A 19,423-nucleotide genomic window follows, 5' to 3' on the forward strand; every position below is an offset into this window, starting at 1 on the left:
AAAAACTATGAAAAATTTAAAATTTAAACTTTTAAGCTTGGCTTCAGTTTTTGTTTTAGCACTAATTTCTACTTCATGTGTAGATGAGCTTAGCACAGAACCTGAAGGAACACAGCAAACCGCTGAAGAATTGTTTCAAGATCCAGCATCTTACAAACAATTTTTAGCTAAGTTATATGCTGGTTTAGCTACTACTGGACAACAAGGACCAGCAGGTAGTGGAGACGTAGCAGGAATCGACGAAGGATTTAGTCAATACATTAGAAATTATTGGAACTTTCAAGAATTAACAACTGATGAGGCAATTATCGCATGGAATGATGCAACAATTAAAGATTTTCATTGGCATACATGGACAGCTTCTGATGGTTTTGTTAAGGCTACATATTATAGATTAGCTTTTCAAGTAACTAATTGTAATGAATATTTAAGACAAACTACAGATGAAAAATTAGATGCTAGAGGAATTACGGGAGCAATTCGTAATGAAATTAAAATCTATCGTGCAGAAGCTCGTTTTTTAAGAGCTATGAGCTACTGGCACATAATTGATTTGTTTGGTGGTGCTTCTTTAGAAACTGAAAACTCATCAACTGAATTTCACTTGCCAGATTATGCAAATAGAGCAGAATTATTTGCTTTTGTAGAGCAAGAATTAACAGATATAGAGACCGATTTAATGGCTCCTAATTCAAATGAACAATTTAGAGTTGACAAAGCTGCTGCGTGGATGTTAAAAGCTAAATTATTAATGAATGCTCAAGTATATGTGGGAACTGATAGATATGCAGACGCATTAACATATATCAACAAAGTAATAACAGAAACAAGCTATTCTATTAATCCAAACTATAGAAATTTATTCTTAGCTGATAATGACACTAATGGAGCTCAAAATGAGTTTATCTTTGCTGTAGCTTTTGACGGATTACATACAAAAACATACGGAGGAACAACATATTTAACTCACGCTCCAGTTGGAGGAAGTATGACAGCTTCTAATTTCGGTATCAATGGTGGATGGGCTGGATTAAGAACTACATCTGCTTTTGTTAGTAAATTTAATGGAATGGACAATGACTTAAGAAAGCAATTTTACACATCTGGACAAACTTTAGAGATCGCTAATGTAGGAACATTTACTGATGGATATGCAATTTCGAAATGGAAAAATGTAGATATAAATGGTGTTCAAGGATCGGATGCTGCTGGAGATTTTGTTGATATTGATTTTCCAGTATTTCGTTTAGCTGATGCGTATTTAATGTATGTTGAATGTTTTGTAAGAGGTGCCGGGGGATCAGCTTCTACAGCTGTTGGATATATTAACGCGCTTAGAGAAAGAGCTTATGGCAACACTTCTGGAAACATTTCAAGCTTACCATCTGATGCTTTACAATTTGTGTTAGACGAAAGAGCAAGAGAATTACATTGGGAAGGACATAGAAGAACTGATTTAATTCGTTTTGGAAAATTTACTGGAAGCTCGTATATATGGCCATGGAAAGGTAACGTTCCTAATGGAGCACCGACCCCAAGCTACAGAAATGTTTTCCCAATTCCACAGGATGCTATAAATGTTAATCCTAAATTAATTCAAAACACAGGTTATTAATAATTAAAAAATAGAATATGAAAAATATAGTAAAATCAGTATTTATTTTATTTGGTGCTCTTGCAGTATCATGTAGTGTTGATGATGTTCAAGACAGACCAGTTATTGAAGGTGTAGACTCACCAGTATTATCAGCTCCAGAATCAGGAAGTTCATACGTTTTATCTCCTGCAACTATGGCTCAACAAGCAGAGCGTTTTGTTTGGTCAAAAGCAAATTATAATGGAGATGTAGCAATTAGTTATGCTTTAGAAATTGATGTTGAAGGTGGAGATTTCTCTGCTCCTCAAAGTTTAGGAGGAACAACAGGAGCTTTGCAGCTTTCTGTATCTCAAGAAACTTTAAATACTGCATGTTTGGCACTTGGTGCAACTCCTTACACAGCTGCTAGTTTTGATGTTAGAGTAGTATCTAGCGCTTCTGGTTTTGATTTAATGGGATCAAATAAAGTAACTATAACAGTAACACCATTCACTACAGATCTACCACAAATCGCAGTTCCAGGTAACCATCAAGGATGGTCACCAAGCACAGCTCCAAGATTAGCTGCATCAGGGTTTGGACAAACCGATTATGAAGGTTACGTTGCTTTAGATGGTGAATTTAAATTTGTTGGTCCTAATGGTTCTGGCGCTTATGAATGGGGTAATGATGATTGGGGTGATGATGGAACATTTTCAGGGATGTTAGCATTAACAGGTGAGTCTAATTGTACTGCAACTGCTGGTTATTATAAAATCAATGCAAATACTGCAACTCTAGCATACACTACAACACTAACAACTTGGGGAGTGTTAGGTTCTGCTACAGCTCCTGTTACAGGTGGTGACGGTTGGGGTACAGATGCAAATATGACGTATAACTCAACTACTAAAAAATGGTCAATAGTTATCAACTTAGTGGGAGGTCAAGAAATCAAATTTAGAGCCAATGATGCTTGGGGATTAAATTATGGCGATAATGGCGCTGATGCTTCTTTAGAAGAAGGTGGGTCTAATATTGCAGTTCCTTCTACTGGTGATTATTTAGTAGAATTAGACTTATCTAATCCAAGAGCTTACACATACACATTAACACCACAATAATAAAAACCTTAAAAGGCTGTCTTTTATGAGACAGCCTTTTTATTAAATCAAATAGCTATGAAAAAAACCCTACTATTTATTTTATTTTTTCTAACAAGTATTGTTTCTCAAGCGCAAGTAACCATTACACCTAGTAGTTTTAATGTAACTGACCAAATAACAATTACAGTTTCAACTGCAGCACAAACTTGTAACTTAGTAGGAACATCTCCAACAAAAGTGTATATGCACGCAGGAATTGGAGATGACTCTAATGCGTTCGGTTTTGGAGTTGTTGGAAACTGGGGACAAGACGACAGTATAGGATTAATGACAAACAATGGAAATGGAACTTGGAGCATAACATTAACACCAAGTACTTATTTTGGATTAAACACAACACAACAAGCTAATGCTACAAAACTTGGAATGGTATTCAGAAATGCAAATGGAAGCCAAACCTTAAAATTACCTCCTTCATGTGGTGACTTTATATTTAATGTTGGAACTTTTCAGGTTAACTTAACTTCACCTTCTAATAATAGTGCAACTATTATGTCTGCAGGTGGAAACTTAAATATTGCTGCTACGAACACAGGAGGAAATGCTAATTATAACTTAAAAGCCAATGGCACAAGCATAAATACAGCTACAACGGCATCATATTCATACAATCACACTAATATTACTTCAAATACAAGTTATGAACTTGAAGTCACTATAGGAGCTTCAACTATCACAAGAAGATTTTCAGTAATTGTAACACCTACAACCATCTCTGAGGCATTACCTGCAGGGCTAAAAAATGGCATAAATTATAATACATCAGACTTTTCAAAGGCTACTCTTGTATTAGATGCGCCTGGTAAAGATTTTGTTTATGTAGCAGGTAGCTTCAATAACTGGAATCCTAATAGTAGCTATGCAATGAAAAAAGACCCTACAACGGGTAAATTTTGGTTGGAACTTACGGGATTGACTTCTGGAGTAAATTATTCATATCAATATTGGGTTGTAGATCAAACGCCAATTGCAAATTCACCAGCATTAGTAAAAACAGCAGATCCTTGCTCTACAACAGTACTTTCTTCATACGACGATCCATGGATTCCAAGTACAACTTATCCAAGTTTACCTGCTTTTCCAACAGCATCAGGACAAGAAAGAGAAGTTACATTATTAAAAACAGGTCAAACACCATACAATTGGATCTCTACAAGTTTTACAAAACCAAATAAAGACAAATTAGTAGTTTATGAATTGTTAATTAGAGATTTTGATGCTGATAGAAATTTTCAAGATGTAATTGACAGAATTCAATATTTTAAAGATTTAGGTATAAATGCAATAGAGTTAATGCCTGTAATGGAATTTGAAGGAAATGAAAGCTGGGGATACAACACCGCTTTTCATATGGCTTTAGATAAATTTTATGGTACTCCAGAAAAATTTAAAGAATTAGTTGATTTATGTCATCAAAATGGTATTGCTGTGATTTTAGATATTGCTTTTAATCACGCATTTGGAAGAAATCCTTTAATTAGAATGTGGATGAACGACCCTGAAGGTGATGGATGGGGTGGTCCAGCAAGTGATAACCCATATTTTAATACAACTGCAAGACACAGTTATAGTGTTGGAGAAGACTTTAATCACTCATCAACGTACACAAAAAACTATGTAAAACAAACAATAAATCATTGGATAACAGAATTTAAAATCGACGGTTTTAGATGGGATTTGACAAAAGGTTTCACACAAGCTTGTTCTAGTGGTGATGACGCATGTACAAACGCATACCAACAGGACAGAGTTGATGTTCTAAAAGAGTATGCTGATTATTCTTGGACACTAGATAATGACTTTTATGTAATTTTCGAACATTTAGGAACAGACTCTGAGGAACAACAATGGGCTAATTACAGATTAGGTGAAGGCAAAGGAATTATGATGTGGGGTGAAATGTATACTCAGTATAGAGAATTAGCAATGGGATATGCTACGCAAAATATTTCTAGAATGTCACATACAAGTCGTGGTTTTACTGGAAAAAGATTAATGGGTTATCCAGAGAGTCATGATAAAGACAGAATGATGTATGAAGCAGTAACATATGGAAATGGCGCAGGAGCTTTTCCTGTAAACGGAAACTTAACAAATGCATTAAACCGTATGGGTTCAATTGGAGCTACAAGCATTTTAGTTCCTGGTCCAAAAATGATATGGCATTTTGCTGAATTAGGAAATAACCAATCAATTTATACCTGTGATAATGGTACAGTAAATGATGAAAGTGCAACTACTCCCGGAGATTGTAAACTATCTACAAAAGAACAAGTACAATGGACACAAAATTGGTTAGCTGACTCAAGAAGAACTTCTATATTAAGTGATTGGTCTAAAATGATCAAATTAAAAACATCCGAACCTGTATTTATGGGAGATCACGCGATTAGTCCTGATTCAAATAATGTTAAACAACGAATTTATATCTATAACAATTCATTTCCAACAACTCAACTGAGAAATGTAGTGGTTTTAGCTAATTTTTCTGTAGCTAATTTGACTATTAACCCAAGTTTCCCAACAGATGTATATACTTATCCAATGACATGGTATGACTTAATGGACAACAATACACCAGTAGTTATCAGTAGCCCAACTGCTCTAATAGCTGTAAATTCGGGAAGATTTAGAGTATTTGGCAATCAACCTTCAACACTTAGTTCTGATAATTTTGATACAATTTCAAATGAAATTTTTATATATCCAAATCCTACTAGAAATAGTTTTTCAGTTTCAAAAGAAGTAAAACAAGTAGAAATTTACACTTTAACAGGTCAGCTAGTAAAATTATTTAAGAATGTTAGTGCAGAATATCAACTGAACATAGAAAGTCTTCAAACAGGAATTTATATAATAAAAGTTACAGATAATAATGGTCTAAGCCAAACAAAGAAATTAATAAAGGAATAAATTTATAGTTAGTTAGAAAAAAAGCCGGTTTAGCCGGCTTTTTTATTTAATTAATTATGGAAAGGCTTGTTAAAATTTGTGTGAATAGTAAAAACAACATATTCTATATGAATCCAATTGATATATAATTAACCTTAATTTGAATTGTAAAAACAGCATCCGTAAACTCTTATTATTATGATTCCTGATATAAAACGTTTATATATCAAATGCATAAATCAAATTTGATTTATTGACTATAAATCATAAAAAAACACCCAAATGGGTGTTTTTTTATGATTTTAAAGCTCTATTCTAAAACTATTTTCTCAGTATAAGATAAACCATCATTACCTTGAAGTTTTAAAACATAAATTCCAGATTCTAATCCTTTAAGATTTATTGATTTCTCTATTGAAAAATTTTCAGCACTTGACAATACTTCTCTACCATTAATATCAAACAAATTAACCTTTAGTTCGCCTGAATAACTTGGAATTGAAATATTTATCATTCCTTTTGAAGGATTTGGATAAATCTTAACTTCATTATTAAGTGCAATGTCATCATTAGACAAGCTAACTGCTGTAAAACTACCAGAGAATACTCCTCTTCCATATGTAGCCGCAAATACCTTATTATCGTTTCTTAAATCCATATCTGGCACTTTTACATTGCTCATTCCATTATATGATTGGTTCCATGTAGGTGAAGAAGCAGTGAAATTATTTGTATACCAAACACCTAAATCAGTCCCAATAATAACCTCATTAGTATTTAAAGGATTTTGTAAGATACACTTAACTGGTAAATCAGGTAAATTCCCTTCTTTATTCAACCATGTTGGAGTTGCCGAAGTTCCATTTGAAGTATACCATATACTAGTAACACCATAATTATGTACAGTAACAAAAATTTCATCATTTGAAAGACCATACTCTACATCAGAGATACTACCTACAAAACCTGAACCTGTAATGTCTGTCCAGGTTCCAGTAGTATTATTAATTCCTGTTACTCTTAATAACTTCCCGTTTTTAGTACCAACTAAAAGTGTAGAAGAACCTGAAGTATATGGAGAAACTTTAAGTGCTGTTGGACTACCAGTTAATAGCGCGTTTGTTATACTTGTTCTACCAACTATTCCAGATTTTAAATTAGTATATCTTCTAACTATATATGAAGTTCCAGATGAATAGTCTGTATAAAGAATATCTAATCCAGAATCTAACGCCATTGCTGGATAAAATGCGCCATTAGCTGCAGAACCAGCATCATTACTAATTGCTCTTACGTTACCAGCTGTAGATCTATAATTAATATTTACATTATATACATAACTTGAAATGTAATATTTATCTGCCCCTTGATCAAACACTGTTGTTCCACCATCTCCCCCTTGAGATTCAACACTTGGGTTAATTCCAGGGCCAACGCTTGCGAAATAATTTGTTCCATTATCTTGTGCACCAGCCGAAAAATAATCATTTACTAGATTCCCTCCTGTGGCACCTGTCGGAGCAACAGCAACCGAATGAAATTGAGTAACATTAAATCCATTGTTTCTTGACGTTGCAGGTGTTCCTGTTGCAGATAAATTTCCTGAGTAGTAAACACCTCCATCATTACCAAAAATAGCAATATTTGAATTATTTGGTTTAAAAGCCATTGCATGTTGGTCAGCGTGAACATTAGAAGTCCAATCAGAAATTGTGACCCAAGAATTAGCACCATCAGTAGATCTATATAAATCAATACCACCAACATATAGGATTTGATCATTTGATGGATCAGACTCAATCATTAAATCATAAAAAGCCTGCTGTCCAGTAAAACCATATGTAATTTCCCTAGTTTCATTACCTGTTGGTAACGTTAAAACAGTTGGAGCAGTACTAAATCCATTATTAGTAACAAGCATAGTGATTTCAATTGTAGAAGGTGCAACTGCATCAATTTCAGATAAAACATACAATTTATTAGCAGTTGTATTAGAAACTTCAATCTCTGTTCTAGCTCCATTTGTAACTGTATATTTGTCAACAAAAGTATTTCCGCCATCAGTTGAAGAGAAAATTTTACCTCCTCCATCTCCAAAGGACCAACTATTAGTAGTTGAAACCCAAATTGTGCCATCTACTCCTATTTCTATATCATTAGGACAATGCTTATTTCCATTAACAGTTAATGGTAAATTTAATAATGTCCAATTTGAACCTCCATCAGTAGACTTATATACTCCATATGTTGTACTACCTTGATAAGTTGCATTTGCTGAAGAAGAATAAAATGTATCTCCTGCAGCAACATATATTTCAGAACTTCCCCCATTATTTTTAACAACTACGTCATTAATATGCTGAATACCCGGTACTATAAATCCTGAAGGAACCCCTGTAGCAGGTGTATTCAACGTGCCATTTACTGTATTTGAAGCTAATGCTGCCTCTAACATATCTCCCGTTTCTTTAGAAACAGCAAATGATGGTATTGTAATTGTTGGATCTGTACCTCCCATAGAGGCTGGACCTGCTCCTGCAACATTATTCATCACAATAACGGCAACTGCTCCAGCATCTTGAGCCGCTTTGACTTTTATAACAAATGTACATGAGCCTCTTCTTATTAAGGCAATTTTACCATTTAGTGCAGCTCCATTTAAAATTCCATCACAACCATCAGAAGTCGGAGGGGTATCATCTGAAATTAGCACTATATCATTTGTCAATGAACTTGATAAAGCGGTACCAAATGCAGTTGTTGGAACAACTGGATAAGAACCAGCAATACCCGAAGGAGCATTAATAGTTAAGCTTGAAGATGATTGAAAAAAGGTATTTCCTGTAATTCCGCCAAAAACCTTAGTCCAAGTAAGTCCCGCATCAGAAGATTTCCATAACCCATCACCGCTTACATCACCAAAAACATAAGATTCTCCTGTACCTGCATAAAAAATATTTGTATTGTTAGGATCATAAGTTATTGAAGAAACATTAAGATTTTCAGGTATGTTTATTCTAGTCCATGTAGAACTTGAACTTGAAATATTTGTATTTTTCCATAATCCACCACTAACGCCTCCAGCGATAACAGTATTATATGTAGGATCATTAGGATCAAAAATTATTGCTCTTGTTCTACCTCCAACATTATTTGGACCTCTTTCAACCCAACTATTATCACTTCCATCACCTGGAGTTCTACCCAACGCAATAGCTTGTGCTCTCTCTCTAGATAAATTATCTCTAATAACTCTTAAATTTTCAATATCTACTTTTCCTGTTTGTGGATTCATAGTTAATTCCCATTCTTGCTCGAGATATTTATTTGGTGGAATTCCAGCTGCTTTTCTCTCACTTTTAGACATTTGTAAAGTCTTTTTAAAAGGACTATTTGCCAAATGTTTTTCATGAAGTTTTCTAAGCTTTTTTGTTTTTTTATCTGGTTTTGAAGAAACATTAGAAACATTCTTAACGTTAGAATTTGTTTCTTCTTTTTCATTCATATTTACTGCATCAATTTGTGTTTTTTGTTGCTGGCTTGTTTCTTGAGAATAACCTGTAACAAATAAGAACAATGCACTTAACAATAGTAGTAATTGTTTTTTCATGGTTAATTAAGGGTTAGATTAAATATAATTACAACAAAATTAGCGTTTTATAGTAATTTTCAAAATTTTTATGTGTTTATTTTAGAGATTTAACTTTTGTTTGCCTGAATAGTTTTATATAATTCAACAGCTTTTCCATCAGTTAACAAGGATACAAAATGACAAATATGCAATAATCTGTCATATAGATTTTCTTTTTGAAACTGAAATCTTTCAGGAAGCAATTTTAACAGAAGTTCATCGTAATTTGAAGCCGTTCCAATTTCTTTTTTATTTGTTGCAGTGCAAAAACAATCTAACAATGTATTGATTACTTTGTAACCCATTACTTCTTTATGAATTACTTCCTTACTTTGATATACGTTTTTTATGCTAATTTGAATGATATCATTCATTTGTGCTTTGTATTGACTTTTATCCATCAATGCGTATGGAAATTCTCCTGCTAAAATAGCTTTTTCATTTTCCATAAAAACAGCAACGGCATCATTGATTAAGCTTCCAATAGCTAATGCGCGCAAATAACTGATTCTATCTTCTTTAGTAAGTAACTCGTTATATTTTTTGGTGTCAATTCCGTTTTTCACTAATTTAATTAAGTATTCTAGCGCATATTCTTCTGGAATTAAACCTAAATTAATTCCGTCTTCAAAATCGATAATCGTGTAACAAATATCATCAGCTGCTTCAACTAAATATGCTAGTGGATGGCGTTCAAAACCAATATCTGTTCCGGTTTTATTAGAAATCAAACCTAATTCATTGGCAACCTCAACAAAAAAGGTTTTGTCTTGTTGAAAAAAACCATATTTCTTATCACAAATTTTTTGTGTTGGTTTTTTAGGCAAACTTTCTTTTGGATATTTCATAAAAGCACCCAAAGTCGCATACGAAATACGCAAACCTCCTTCAATTCCTTCGCGAGATGATGCTAAGACAGAAAAACCATTTGCATTTCCTTCAAAATCTATTAAATCTTGCCATTGTTTTTCGGTTAATTGGTCTTTGTATTGCAATCCGTTTCCTGTTTTGAAATATTCACCAATAGCTTTTTCTCCTGAATGGCCAAAAGGTGGATTTCCAATATCGTGAGATAATGCAGCAGCAGCCACAATAGCACCAAAATCATTCGCTTGATAACCATGCACTTCTTGTAAATGCGGATAATTGGAAATAATTTGTTTGCCTACCAAACGCCCTAATGAACGACCAACTACCGAAACTTCCAAACTATGTGTCAATCGATTGTGCACGAAATCAGTTTTAGATAGTGGAATGACTTGTGTTTTATCTTGCAAACTTCTAAAAGCAGCAGAAAAAATAATTCTGTCATAATCTACTTCAAAGCCTAAACGCGTATCGTCTTGCTCTTTTCGTAAACGTTTACTGGTGTCGCCTTGTCTTTTTAAGGACAGCAATTGTTCCCAATGCATCATGGAATAATAATATTTAATTAAAGTGATTTTTTCATACAAACACTGCTTTCAACCCCTACATATTGACCATAACGTTCTGTTATTTCAAAACCAAATTTTTTATATAACAAAATAGCATTTTCTAATTTAAATGAAGTTTCCAAAATACAGCATGTAAAACCTTCTTCTTTTGCCCAGCGTTCTAATTCGGTCAAAATCTTAGATGCGATTCCTTTTCCTCTTGACTCTGAAACAACAAACATTCGTTTTAATTCTGCTACATTTGGCTCATATTCTTTAAATGCTCCACAACCCACAGCAGTATTATTTTCATAAAAAACAACCACATTTTTAATATAAATTTGATTGAATTGAGCAAAGAAATCTTTTTCGTCACCATCAATTTCTACTAGATATTCATCAAATAAATGCGTTAAATATCTAAAATCAGTGTTTTCGGAAGTAGTTCTTTTTATAACAAACATTCGTATTACTCTTTTTCGTTAGCCAAAAAGAAATTTCTCGATTTTTTTGGGTACTGATTATAACTCTTATCACTAGGATTTACAATAACCGATTTGATATTAACTTCGTCTCCTATTTTGAATTTTTTTTCGGTATATTGATAATCCAATAAATATTCGCCACAGAAATAGTTTCCGTCAGCGTCTTTTTCTATGATTCCAGTGTAAATACCTTTTTTATCTTTTGACATAATCTATTTTTTTTCAAATGTACGAATTGAAAAGCAATTTTTTATAACAAAAACAGCCATCGTGGTGATGGCTGTTTTTTTATGTAATTTAAAAGTTTTAAATTATTTATACTCGGCAATAATTTCTTTAATTACTTCTGAAGTTAATTCATAGCCTTCTAATTGCGGCCATCCTTCCCATCTCACTATGCCTTTTGGATCAATTAAAACGCAATGTGGAATACCTTTTACTCCAAAAATCTTATTTAATCTTTTGAAAGAATCAATAGCACTATAATATTCTATTTTTGGGTTCACTTGTTTTAACACTTTTTCTTTAGTTTCATCGCTAATTCCAATTACAACCAAATCATTTTGAAATTCTTTTTGAAAGGAATTCAATTCAGGAATTGCTTTTTTACATGGTCCACACCAAGTAGCCCAAAAGTCAACTAAAACAAATTTACCTTCCATTTCAGGGACTTCTGACAGCCATTCTTCAACCACAATGGTTGGTGCTTCTTTGTTGATGAAAGATTTTGCCCAAATTTTTTTTTCTTGTCCATTAACTATTACCGACAAAAACAAAACTAAAATTGCACTTATTTTTTTCATTTATATATTAATCAATTTAAGAACCACACATTTCACATTCGTCTGGTCCAGCATTTTTTGCCATCTCAATCATTGCTCTGTATTCTTCAGCAGTCATTTCAACTGGTTCGTTTAAAACTGCGATACTTTCTAATTTTTGAATTGGTTGTTCTTGCACTTCAATTGGTTCTGCTTTTTTATCATTATTTAAAGTAAACTTAATTGCATCTACTGCAGATTTTGTTCTTAAATAATACATCCCAGTTTTTAAACCTGATTTCCAAGCGTAGAAATGCATCGAAGTTAATTTTGCATAATTTGCATCTTGCATGAACAAGTTCAACGATTGCGATTGGTCAATAAAATATCCTCTTTGACGACTCATATCGATAATGTCTTTCATCGACATTTCCCAAACTGTCTTGTACAAATCTTTTAAATCTTGCGGAATTCTCTCGATATTTTGTACCGAACCATTGTGACGCATGATTTCTTGCTTCAATGTTTCGTTCCATAGACCTCTTCCTACCAAATCGTTTAATAAATGTTTATTTACAACAATAAATTCTCCAGATAATACACGACGAGTGTAAATATTTGAAGTATATGGTTCAAAAGCTTCGTTATTTCCTAAAATTTGAGAAGTAGAAGCGGTTGGCATTGGTGCAACTAATAATGAGTTTCTTACACCGTTTGCCATTACTTCTTTTCTTAAACTTGCCCAATCCCAACGACCAGAAAGTTCTTCGTCTTTTAATCCCCAAAGGTTGTGTTGGAATTCTCCATTAGCAATTGGCGAACCTTCAAAAGTTGAATATGGACCTTCTTCTTTAGCCATTTCCATAGAAGCGGTTACGGCTGCAAAATATAAGGTTTCGAAGATTTCTTGGTTTAATTTCTTAGCTTCATCACTTGTAAAAGGCATTCTCAACATGATGAAAGCATCTGCTAAACCTTGTACTCCTAATCCAACTGGACGATGGCGCATGTTTGAGTTTTCTGCTTCTTTAACAGGATAATAATTTCTATCGATTACCTTATTTAAATTGCGAGTAACGCGTTTTGTTACATCGTATAACAATTTGTGATTAAATGCTCCGTTTTCAACAAACATTGGTAACGAAATAGACGCCAAGTTACACACTGCAATTTCATCTGCTGAAGTGTATTCCATAATTTCGGTACATAAATTAGATGAGCGAATGGTTCCCAAATTCTTTTGGTTCGATTTTCTGTTCGCGGCATCTTTGTACAGCATATATGGAGTTCCAGTCTCAATTTGAGATTCTAATATTTTTTCCCAAAGTTCACGGGCTTTGATTGTTTTTCTGCCTTTTCCTTGTGCTTCGTATGAAGTGTATAAAGCTTCAAATTCATCTCCATAAACGTTGTCTAATCCAGGACATTCATTTGGACACATTAAAGTCCATGTCGAATCCTCTTCTACTCGTTTCATGAATAAATCAGAAGTCCACATGGCGAAAAATAAATCTCTTGCACGCATTTCTTCTTTCCCTGTATTCTTTTTCAAATCTAAGAATTCAAAAATATCGGCATGCCAAGTCTCTAAATAAATAGCAAAGCTTCCTTTACGTTTTCCTCCACCTTGATCTACATAACGAGCGGTATCATTAAAAACACGTAACATTGGAACAATCCCATTTGAAGTTCCGTTTGTCCCGCGAATATATGAACCTGTTGCTCTTACATTATGAATTGCTAAACCAATTCCTCCAGCTGATTGCGAAATTTTTGCGGTTTGTTTTAACGTATCATAAATTCCGTCAATACTATCATCTTTCATTGTTAACAAGAAACATGATGACATTTGAGGTTTTGGAGTTCCAGCATTAAATAAAGTTGGAGTAGCATGTGTAAAAAACTTTTTCGACATTAATTCGTATGTTTCTATAACTGCTTCCAAATCATTCAAGTGAATACCTACAGCCACACGCATTAACATTTGTTGTGGACGTTCAACAATTTTCCCGTTAATTCTTAGTAAATACGAACGTTCTAACGTTTTAAAACCGAAGTAATCATAGTTAAAATCACGGTTATATATGATATGAGAATTTAAAAATTCTGCATTTGCTTTTATTACTTCGTACACCTCATCTGAAATCAGAGGAGCCTCTTGGTTTGTTCTTGGATTTACATAGTGATACATTTCACTCATCGTTTCCGAGAATGATTTATTAGTATTTTTGTGTAGATTAGAAATTGCAATACGAGCCGCTAATTGAGCATAATCTGGGTGCGTAACCGTCATGGAAGCTGCGGTTTCTGCTGCTAAATTATCTAATTCAGAAGTGGTAACACCATCATATAATCCTTCAATTACACGCATTGCCACTTTAACAGCATCTACCATATCATTCAATCCATAACATAGTTTTTTGATTCTATCTGTGATTTTGTCAAACATTACTGGCTCCTTATGGCCATCTCTTTTTACTACATACATAAGCTTTTTAGTTTTTGAAAACAGACAATCCCTTCTCTGCTCTCGGGTTAATATTAAATAAATTGAAGCGCGAGTCTCCCGACATTTTATAGCGCTCAGAAAACTTTAAAAATCAGCGTCGAAGCTTATTTTACTTGATTCTGCATCAGAATTCATTACACCAGCTTTTTGATATTCGCCAACACGTTTTTCAAAGAAATTTGTTTTTCCTTGCAATGAAATCATATCCATAAAATCAAACGGGTTAGAAGAATTGTAAACTCTATCACAACCTAACTCTACTAACAATCTATCGGTTACAAATTCCAAATATTGTGTCATTAAAGTTGCATTCATTCCAATTAAACTTACTGGCAATGACTCTGTAATGAATTTTCTTTCGATATCTAAAGCGTTAGTTAGAATTTCTGTAATTCTTGCTTTTGGTACTTTATTTACAATATGGTGTGTGTGTAAATGCACCGCAAAATCACAATGCATACCTTCGTCACGCGAAATTAATTCGTTAGAAAAGGTTAATCCCGGCATCAATCCACGTTTTTTCAACCAGTAAATTGAACAAAATGATCCTGAGAAGAAAATCCCTTCCACAGCAGCAAAAGCAATTAAACGCTCTGCAAAACTTGGTGATTCAATCCATTTTAATGCCCATTCTGCTTTTTCTTTAATTGCAGGAAAAGTTTCAATAGCATGAAATAATGTGTGCTTTTCTGCTTCATCTTTTACATAAGTATCAATTAATAATGAATACGTTTCACTGTGAATGTTTTCCATCATTAATTGAAATCCATAAAAGAATTTGGCTTCTGGATACTGCACTTCACTTACAAAATTTTCAGCCAAGTTTTCATTTACAATTCCGTCTGAAGCTGCAAAAAAAGCCAAAATATGCTTAATGAAGTACTTTTCATCTTCATTTAATTTATTGTTCCAGTCATTCAAATCAGTATGCAAATCGATTTCTTCTGCTGTCCAAATACAAGCTTCTTGCTTTTTATACCACTCCCAAATATCTTGGTGTTTGATAGGGAAAATTACAAATCGATCTTTGTTTTCTTGCAAAATTGGTTCCACTACTGACATAGCTCTTTGATTTTTATATTGTTAATGATTGGATAAGTTGGCTCATTTGGGGTTTACAAAGTTTGTCATTTGAAATGAAAAAAGAAAGGCAAACTTATTCACAATTGAGGTAAGTTTTTAACAAAGATGATATTTGTCAGTAATTTAATATATGTTTTTTAAATTGCTGATTATCAATAATTTAAAAACACAATAAACAAGAGTTAAATTCTTGTGAGCAACTGAAAAATCAGCTCTTCACATCATTTTTTTGAGCTATAAAAAAGAGCTTATTTTTTCAAATCTTGAGCTACTTTTTCTAATTCGTCATACCACTGTTGTCCAAACTTTCTAACCAAAGCTTCTTTCACAAATTGATATACTGGAACTCCTAATTCTTCACCTAAAGCACAAGCATCTGAACAAATATGCCATTTGTGATAATTTACGGCTGAAAAATCAGAATATTCTTTTACGCGAATAGGATATAAATGACACGAGACCGGCTTTTTCCAATCTACAATTCCTTCATTATAAGCTTGTTCAATACCACAAAGTGCAGTTTTGCCATCAAAAATTACATAGGCACAATCTTTTCCGTCGATGAGTGGCGTTTCTAATTCTCCAAAATCTGAAGTTACGTGAGTACCTTGTTCTTCGATTGCTTTTACCCCTTCTGGACGAAGAAATGGTTTTACTTTTTCGAAAATTTCAGCTAAAATTTTTGTTTCTGCTTCATCTAAAGGTGCACCAGCATCTCCATCTACACAACAAGCTCCTTGGCAAGCAGATAGATTACAAACGAATTCTTTTTCTAAGATTTCTTCGGATACAATGGTTTTATTAAGCTGAAACATATACTCTATTGGATTAAAAGGCAAATATACAAATAATAATAAGTCATCCCAATGTATCGTTAAATTCAAATTAGCTTTATCACATTATGCTTATATTTGCAAAAAATTGTTACAAATGGATTTAGGAATTAATTGGAAAGATGTTTTTACAATAGGTATGATTCTTTTTGCAGTAATAGATATTGTAGGGAGTATTCCAATTATTGTAGATTTACGTAGTAAAATGGGGCACATTCAATCAGAAAAAGCAACTATTGTAGCAGCAGTAATTATGATTGCTTTTTTGTTTGTTGGAGAAGAAATTTTGAAATTAATTGGTATAGACGCCAATTCGTTTGCTGTTGCTGGTTCGTTTGTATTATTTTTTCTAGCTCTAGAAATGATCTTAGGCATCAGATTATACAAAGAAGACAACCCAAGCACTGCTTCAATTGTTCCTATTGCTTTCCCATTGATAGCAGGTGCAGGAACGATGACAACTATCTTGTCTTTGCGAGCAGTTTATGACAATATAAACATTATTATCGCTATTATTATTAATGTTATAGTGGTTTATGGCGTTTTAAAATCATCGGGTAAAATTGAACGATTATTAGGAAATAACGGATTAGGTGTAATTCGTAAAATATTTGGCGTAATTTTACTCGCAATTGCTGTAAAATTATTTGCAGCCAACGTTAAAGGATTATTTATTTAGAAAATATACAAATGAAAATTTTTACTTACATAGCTATTGCTATCGCTTTAGGATTAATTGTTTTTAACTTATTTCAAATTGATTATAGTAATCCATTTGAAGGAAATAGTACAATCGCAATAATTGGGGTCGTAGCGGGAGTTTGTGCTATTTTATTATTGCTTTTATTGCGTTTTTCAAAAATGATTGTTGAAAAAACTAAAGAATAATTATGCTTGATGTTTTAATTATTGGAGCTGGCGTTTCAGGTGTTTCTTGCGCATTAGTGCTAGGTTCTGCAAAAAACAAACCTTTTGCAGGTGATAAAAAAATAGGAATTATTGCACATCAAAAAGCATCTTCTTTGCAAAATGCTCTTTTTAACAATGCATACGGAATTGCAGCAGGGAAATTGGGTAGCGAATTGCTAGAAGAAAGCAAGGAACATTTATCAAAATCTTATCCTCATGTTTTGCAAATCGAAGGTGAAAAAGTACTTTCAATTTCTGGTGAAGCTGGAGATTTTACTATTTCAACAAACAAATCAAACTATCAAGCTAAAATTATAGTCGTTGCTGTTGGAGCTGGAAATCCTTTTACATTTGAAGGTTTAGAACAATATATTGAACCACATCAAAAAATACCTGCCTTTAAAAACAGAATCCAATTAAAAAACAATGATCATTTAGTAACTGAAGGGATTTATGTTGCCGGAGTGTTAGCTGGACATAGAAGTCAATTATCAATAGCGGCTGGAAGTGGAGCTGCTGTTGCAACCGACATTTTGACCTTGTGGAATGATGGAAATCATACGATGGTACATGATGCTGTAGAAAAGTAATTACCTACTCAAAACCTTATTTAGCATCACATCCTCTTTTAGTAGTAATTGATAATATTGTTTTTCATCAAACAATTGGTGTACAAATTCAGCATGAATATAATGCAAAGTTTTTTCTTTTTGATTATCTAAATTTAGCATCAAACCACTTGTTGCAATATGCTTTTTAAATGCATTAAAATAATTGTCGTTTTGGTACAATTCTTTTTTGATTTCATCAATGGACATTTTAGTAAACTTATTTCGGTTTTTATCAATCTGCTCAAAAACAAAATAATTCACAAAACCAGATTGCAACATTAAAGTAGTCATCTCTTCTCCGTGCTTTCCTTCAAAAGGCACAAAAATATCTGGAATAATTCCACCACCTCCATAAACAGTTCGTCCTTTTTTAGTCTTAAATTTTAAACTATCTGCTATTTTCGTTTTGTCTTTTTCATATAATTCGCCACTTTCAAAACGCTTTTCAAATTCGTTAAAATAGTTTTCAGCTTTGTCTTCATATGGCTTTTGAATCGAACGACCAGAAGGTGTGTAATATCTTGCAACAGTTAATCGAACCGCAGAACCATCTCCAAGCGGCATTTCGCGCTGCACTAATCCTTTTCCAAAAGAACGTCTTCCAACAATGGTTCCTCTATCGTTATCTTGAATGGCGCCAGCTAAAATTTCACTTGCCGAAGCGGTGTTTTCATTGATTAAAATGGTGACTTTTCCATTTTCAAAAATTCCTTTTTCGGTGGCTAATGTGGTATCTATTTTTCCCTTTTTATTTTTTGTTTTTACAATTAATTCATTGTCTTTCAAAAATTCATCTGCAATAGCAACCGCTGATTCAAGATATCCTCCGCCATTGTCCCTCAAATCGATAATAATTTCTTTTGCTCCTTGTTTTTTTAATTGCGACAACCCCTTAAAAAATTCATCATAAGTGGTTTCTGCAAAACGATTTACTTTAATATAACCTGCCGTTTTGGTAACCATAGTTGCAACGTCAACGCTTTTTATAGGAATGACATCGCGTTTTACATTTACTGCAAATTTTTTGTTCTCTGATTTTCTAAAAACAGTTAATTTAATTGTAGAACCTTGTTCCCCTTTAAGTATTGCAAAAAGACTATCCGTTGCAATTTTTTTGTTGTAAAGTTGCGATTTACCCGCAAAAAGAATTCGGTCACCTGCTTTAATACCTACTCTTTCTGAAGGCCCAGAAGCTATAGGTTTAATAACTGCTAAAGAATCATTATACATATAAAAATTCACACCAATTCCAACAAAATCACCACGCATACTTTGCGTAATTGCATCTAAATCACTTTTAGGAATATATACAGAATGTGGATCTAGTTTTTCAAGAATTCCGTTAACGGTTAAATCTACTATTGAATCGGTATTTAGACTATCAACATATTCTTTTTCAATAAAATCAATCAGTTTATTTAATTTATTTTTATTAGCATTTCGACTGAAAAGGTTGTTATCTGTAGAAGAATTAAGTTTACTTCCCAACAACAATCCTATTGCAATAGCTACTGCAATAACAATTGGAAAATATACTTTATTCATTTTCATT

15 protein-coding genes are annotated in these 19,423 nt (G+C 33.2%); 6 read left to right on the forward strand and 9 right to left on the reverse strand.

The genetic code is table 11. The features are described from left to right. Positions 1 to 7 precede the first annotated feature (7 nt). Genes VK164_RS08365 through VK164_RS08375 form a run of 3 tightly spaced genes read left to right on the forward strand, consistent with a single transcriptional unit; the run spans position 8 to position 5,655 of the window. Entirely contained in the window at positions 8 to 1,615 is a 1,608-nt protein-coding gene (locus tag VK164_RS08365) for a RagB/SusD family nutrient uptake outer membrane protein (RefSeq protein ID WP_324208907.1), read from the forward strand. Positions 1,616 to 1,632: 17 nt separating this feature from the next. Then, complete coding sequence (locus VK164_RS08370) at positions 1,633 to 2,700, forward strand: SusE domain-containing protein (RefSeq protein ID WP_324208908.1); 1,068 nt, start codon at positions 1,633 to 1,635, stop codon at positions 2,698 to 2,700. 57 nt (positions 2,701 to 2,757) lie between these two features. Then, positions 2,758 to 5,655 carry an alpha-amylase family glycosyl hydrolase gene (locus VK164_RS08375; protein WP_324208909.1) on the forward strand — a complete coding sequence of 966 codons (2,898 nt, stop codon included), beginning with the start codon at positions 2,758 to 2,760 and terminating at the stop codon, positions 5,653 to 5,655. Positions 5,656 to 5,944: 289 nt separating this feature from the next. Here VK164_RS08375 and VK164_RS08380 read toward each other — a convergent pair whose 3' ends face one another. The 8 genes from VK164_RS08380 to VK164_RS08415 all read right to left on the reverse strand — a co-directional run bounded on the left by VK164_RS08380 (position 5,945) and on the right by VK164_RS08415 (position 16,333). Next, positions 5,945 to 9,244, reverse strand: a complete 3,300-nt coding sequence (locus VK164_RS08380; protein WP_324208910.1) for a PA domain-containing protein — start codon at positions 9,242 to 9,244, stop codon at positions 5,945 to 5,947. An 89-nt stretch (positions 9,245 to 9,333) separates the two neighbouring features. Continuing rightward, positions 9,334 to 10,677 (reverse strand): dGTP triphosphohydrolase, encoded by a 1,344-nt coding sequence (gene dgt, locus VK164_RS08385; protein WP_324208996.1) that lies wholly within the window; start codon positions 10,675 to 10,677, stop codon positions 9,334 to 9,336. A 20-nt stretch (positions 10,678 to 10,697) separates the two neighbouring features. Continuing rightward, a complete protein-coding gene (locus VK164_RS08390) occupies positions 10,698 to 11,144 on the reverse strand; it encodes a GNAT family N-acetyltransferase (protein WP_324208911.1) in 447 nt (148 codons plus the stop codon). A 5-nt stretch (positions 11,145 to 11,149) separates the two neighbouring features. Further along, the gene (locus VK164_RS08395) at positions 11,150 to 11,374 is read right to left on the reverse strand and encodes a hypothetical protein (RefSeq protein WP_324208912.1); all 225 of its coding nucleotides are present in this window, start codon (positions 11,372 to 11,374) and stop codon (positions 11,150 to 11,152) included. 102 nt (positions 11,375 to 11,476) lie between these two features. Beyond that, positions 11,477 to 11,968: a TlpA disulfide reductase family protein gene (locus VK164_RS08400; RefSeq protein WP_324208913.1), complete on the reverse strand. Its 492-nt coding sequence runs from the start codon at positions 11,966 to 11,968 to the stop codon at positions 11,477 to 11,479. Positions 11,969 to 11,984: 16 nt separating this feature from the next. Next, a complete protein-coding gene (locus VK164_RS08405) occupies positions 11,985 to 14,414 on the reverse strand; it encodes a ribonucleoside-diphosphate reductase subunit alpha (RefSeq protein ID WP_324208914.1) in 2,430 nt (809 codons plus the stop codon). Positions 14,415 to 14,519: 105 nt separating this feature from the next. Next, entirely contained in the window at positions 14,520 to 15,497 is a 978-nt protein-coding gene (locus VK164_RS08410) for a ribonucleotide-diphosphate reductase subunit beta (protein ID WP_324208915.1), read from the reverse strand. A 269-nt stretch (positions 15,498 to 15,766) separates the two neighbouring features. Continuing rightward, complete coding sequence (locus VK164_RS08415) at positions 15,767 to 16,333, reverse strand: DUF3109 family protein (protein WP_324208997.1); 567 nt, start codon at positions 16,331 to 16,333, stop codon at positions 15,767 to 15,769. 115 nt (positions 16,334 to 16,448) lie between these two features. On the opposite strand from VK164_RS08415, the gene VK164_RS08420 reads away from it, so the two are divergent. From VK164_RS08420 to VK164_RS08430, 3 genes are read left to right on the forward strand one after another with little or no spacing between them, the layout of a single operon-like run. Continuing rightward, complete coding sequence (locus VK164_RS08420; RefSeq protein ID WP_324208916.1) at positions 16,449 to 17,030, forward strand: MarC family protein; 582 nt, start codon at positions 16,449 to 16,451, stop codon at positions 17,028 to 17,030. Between the two features lie 11 nt (positions 17,031 to 17,041). After that, the gene (locus VK164_RS08425) at positions 17,042 to 17,239 is read left to right on the forward strand and encodes a hypothetical protein (protein ID WP_324208917.1); all 198 of its coding nucleotides are present in this window, start codon (positions 17,042 to 17,044) and stop codon (positions 17,237 to 17,239) included. Positions 17,240 to 17,241: 2 nt separating this feature from the next. Continuing rightward, entirely contained in the window at positions 17,242 to 17,850 is a 609-nt protein-coding gene (locus tag VK164_RS08430; RefSeq protein ID WP_324208918.1) for an FAD-dependent oxidoreductase, read from the forward strand. On the opposite strand, the gene VK164_RS08435 is transcribed toward VK164_RS08430, so the two are convergent. Further along, positions 17,851 to 19,422 carry a S41 family peptidase gene (locus tag VK164_RS08435; protein ID WP_324208919.1) on the reverse strand — a complete coding sequence of 524 codons (1,572 nt, stop codon included), beginning with the start codon at positions 19,420 to 19,422 and terminating at the stop codon, positions 17,851 to 17,853. Position 19,423: the final 1 nt, after the last annotated feature.

The sequence above is a fragment of the Flavobacterium sp. genome, assembly GCF_035299005.1.
Taxonomy (GTDB): Bacteria; Bacteroidota; Bacteroidia; order Flavobacteriales; family Flavobacteriaceae; genus Flavobacterium.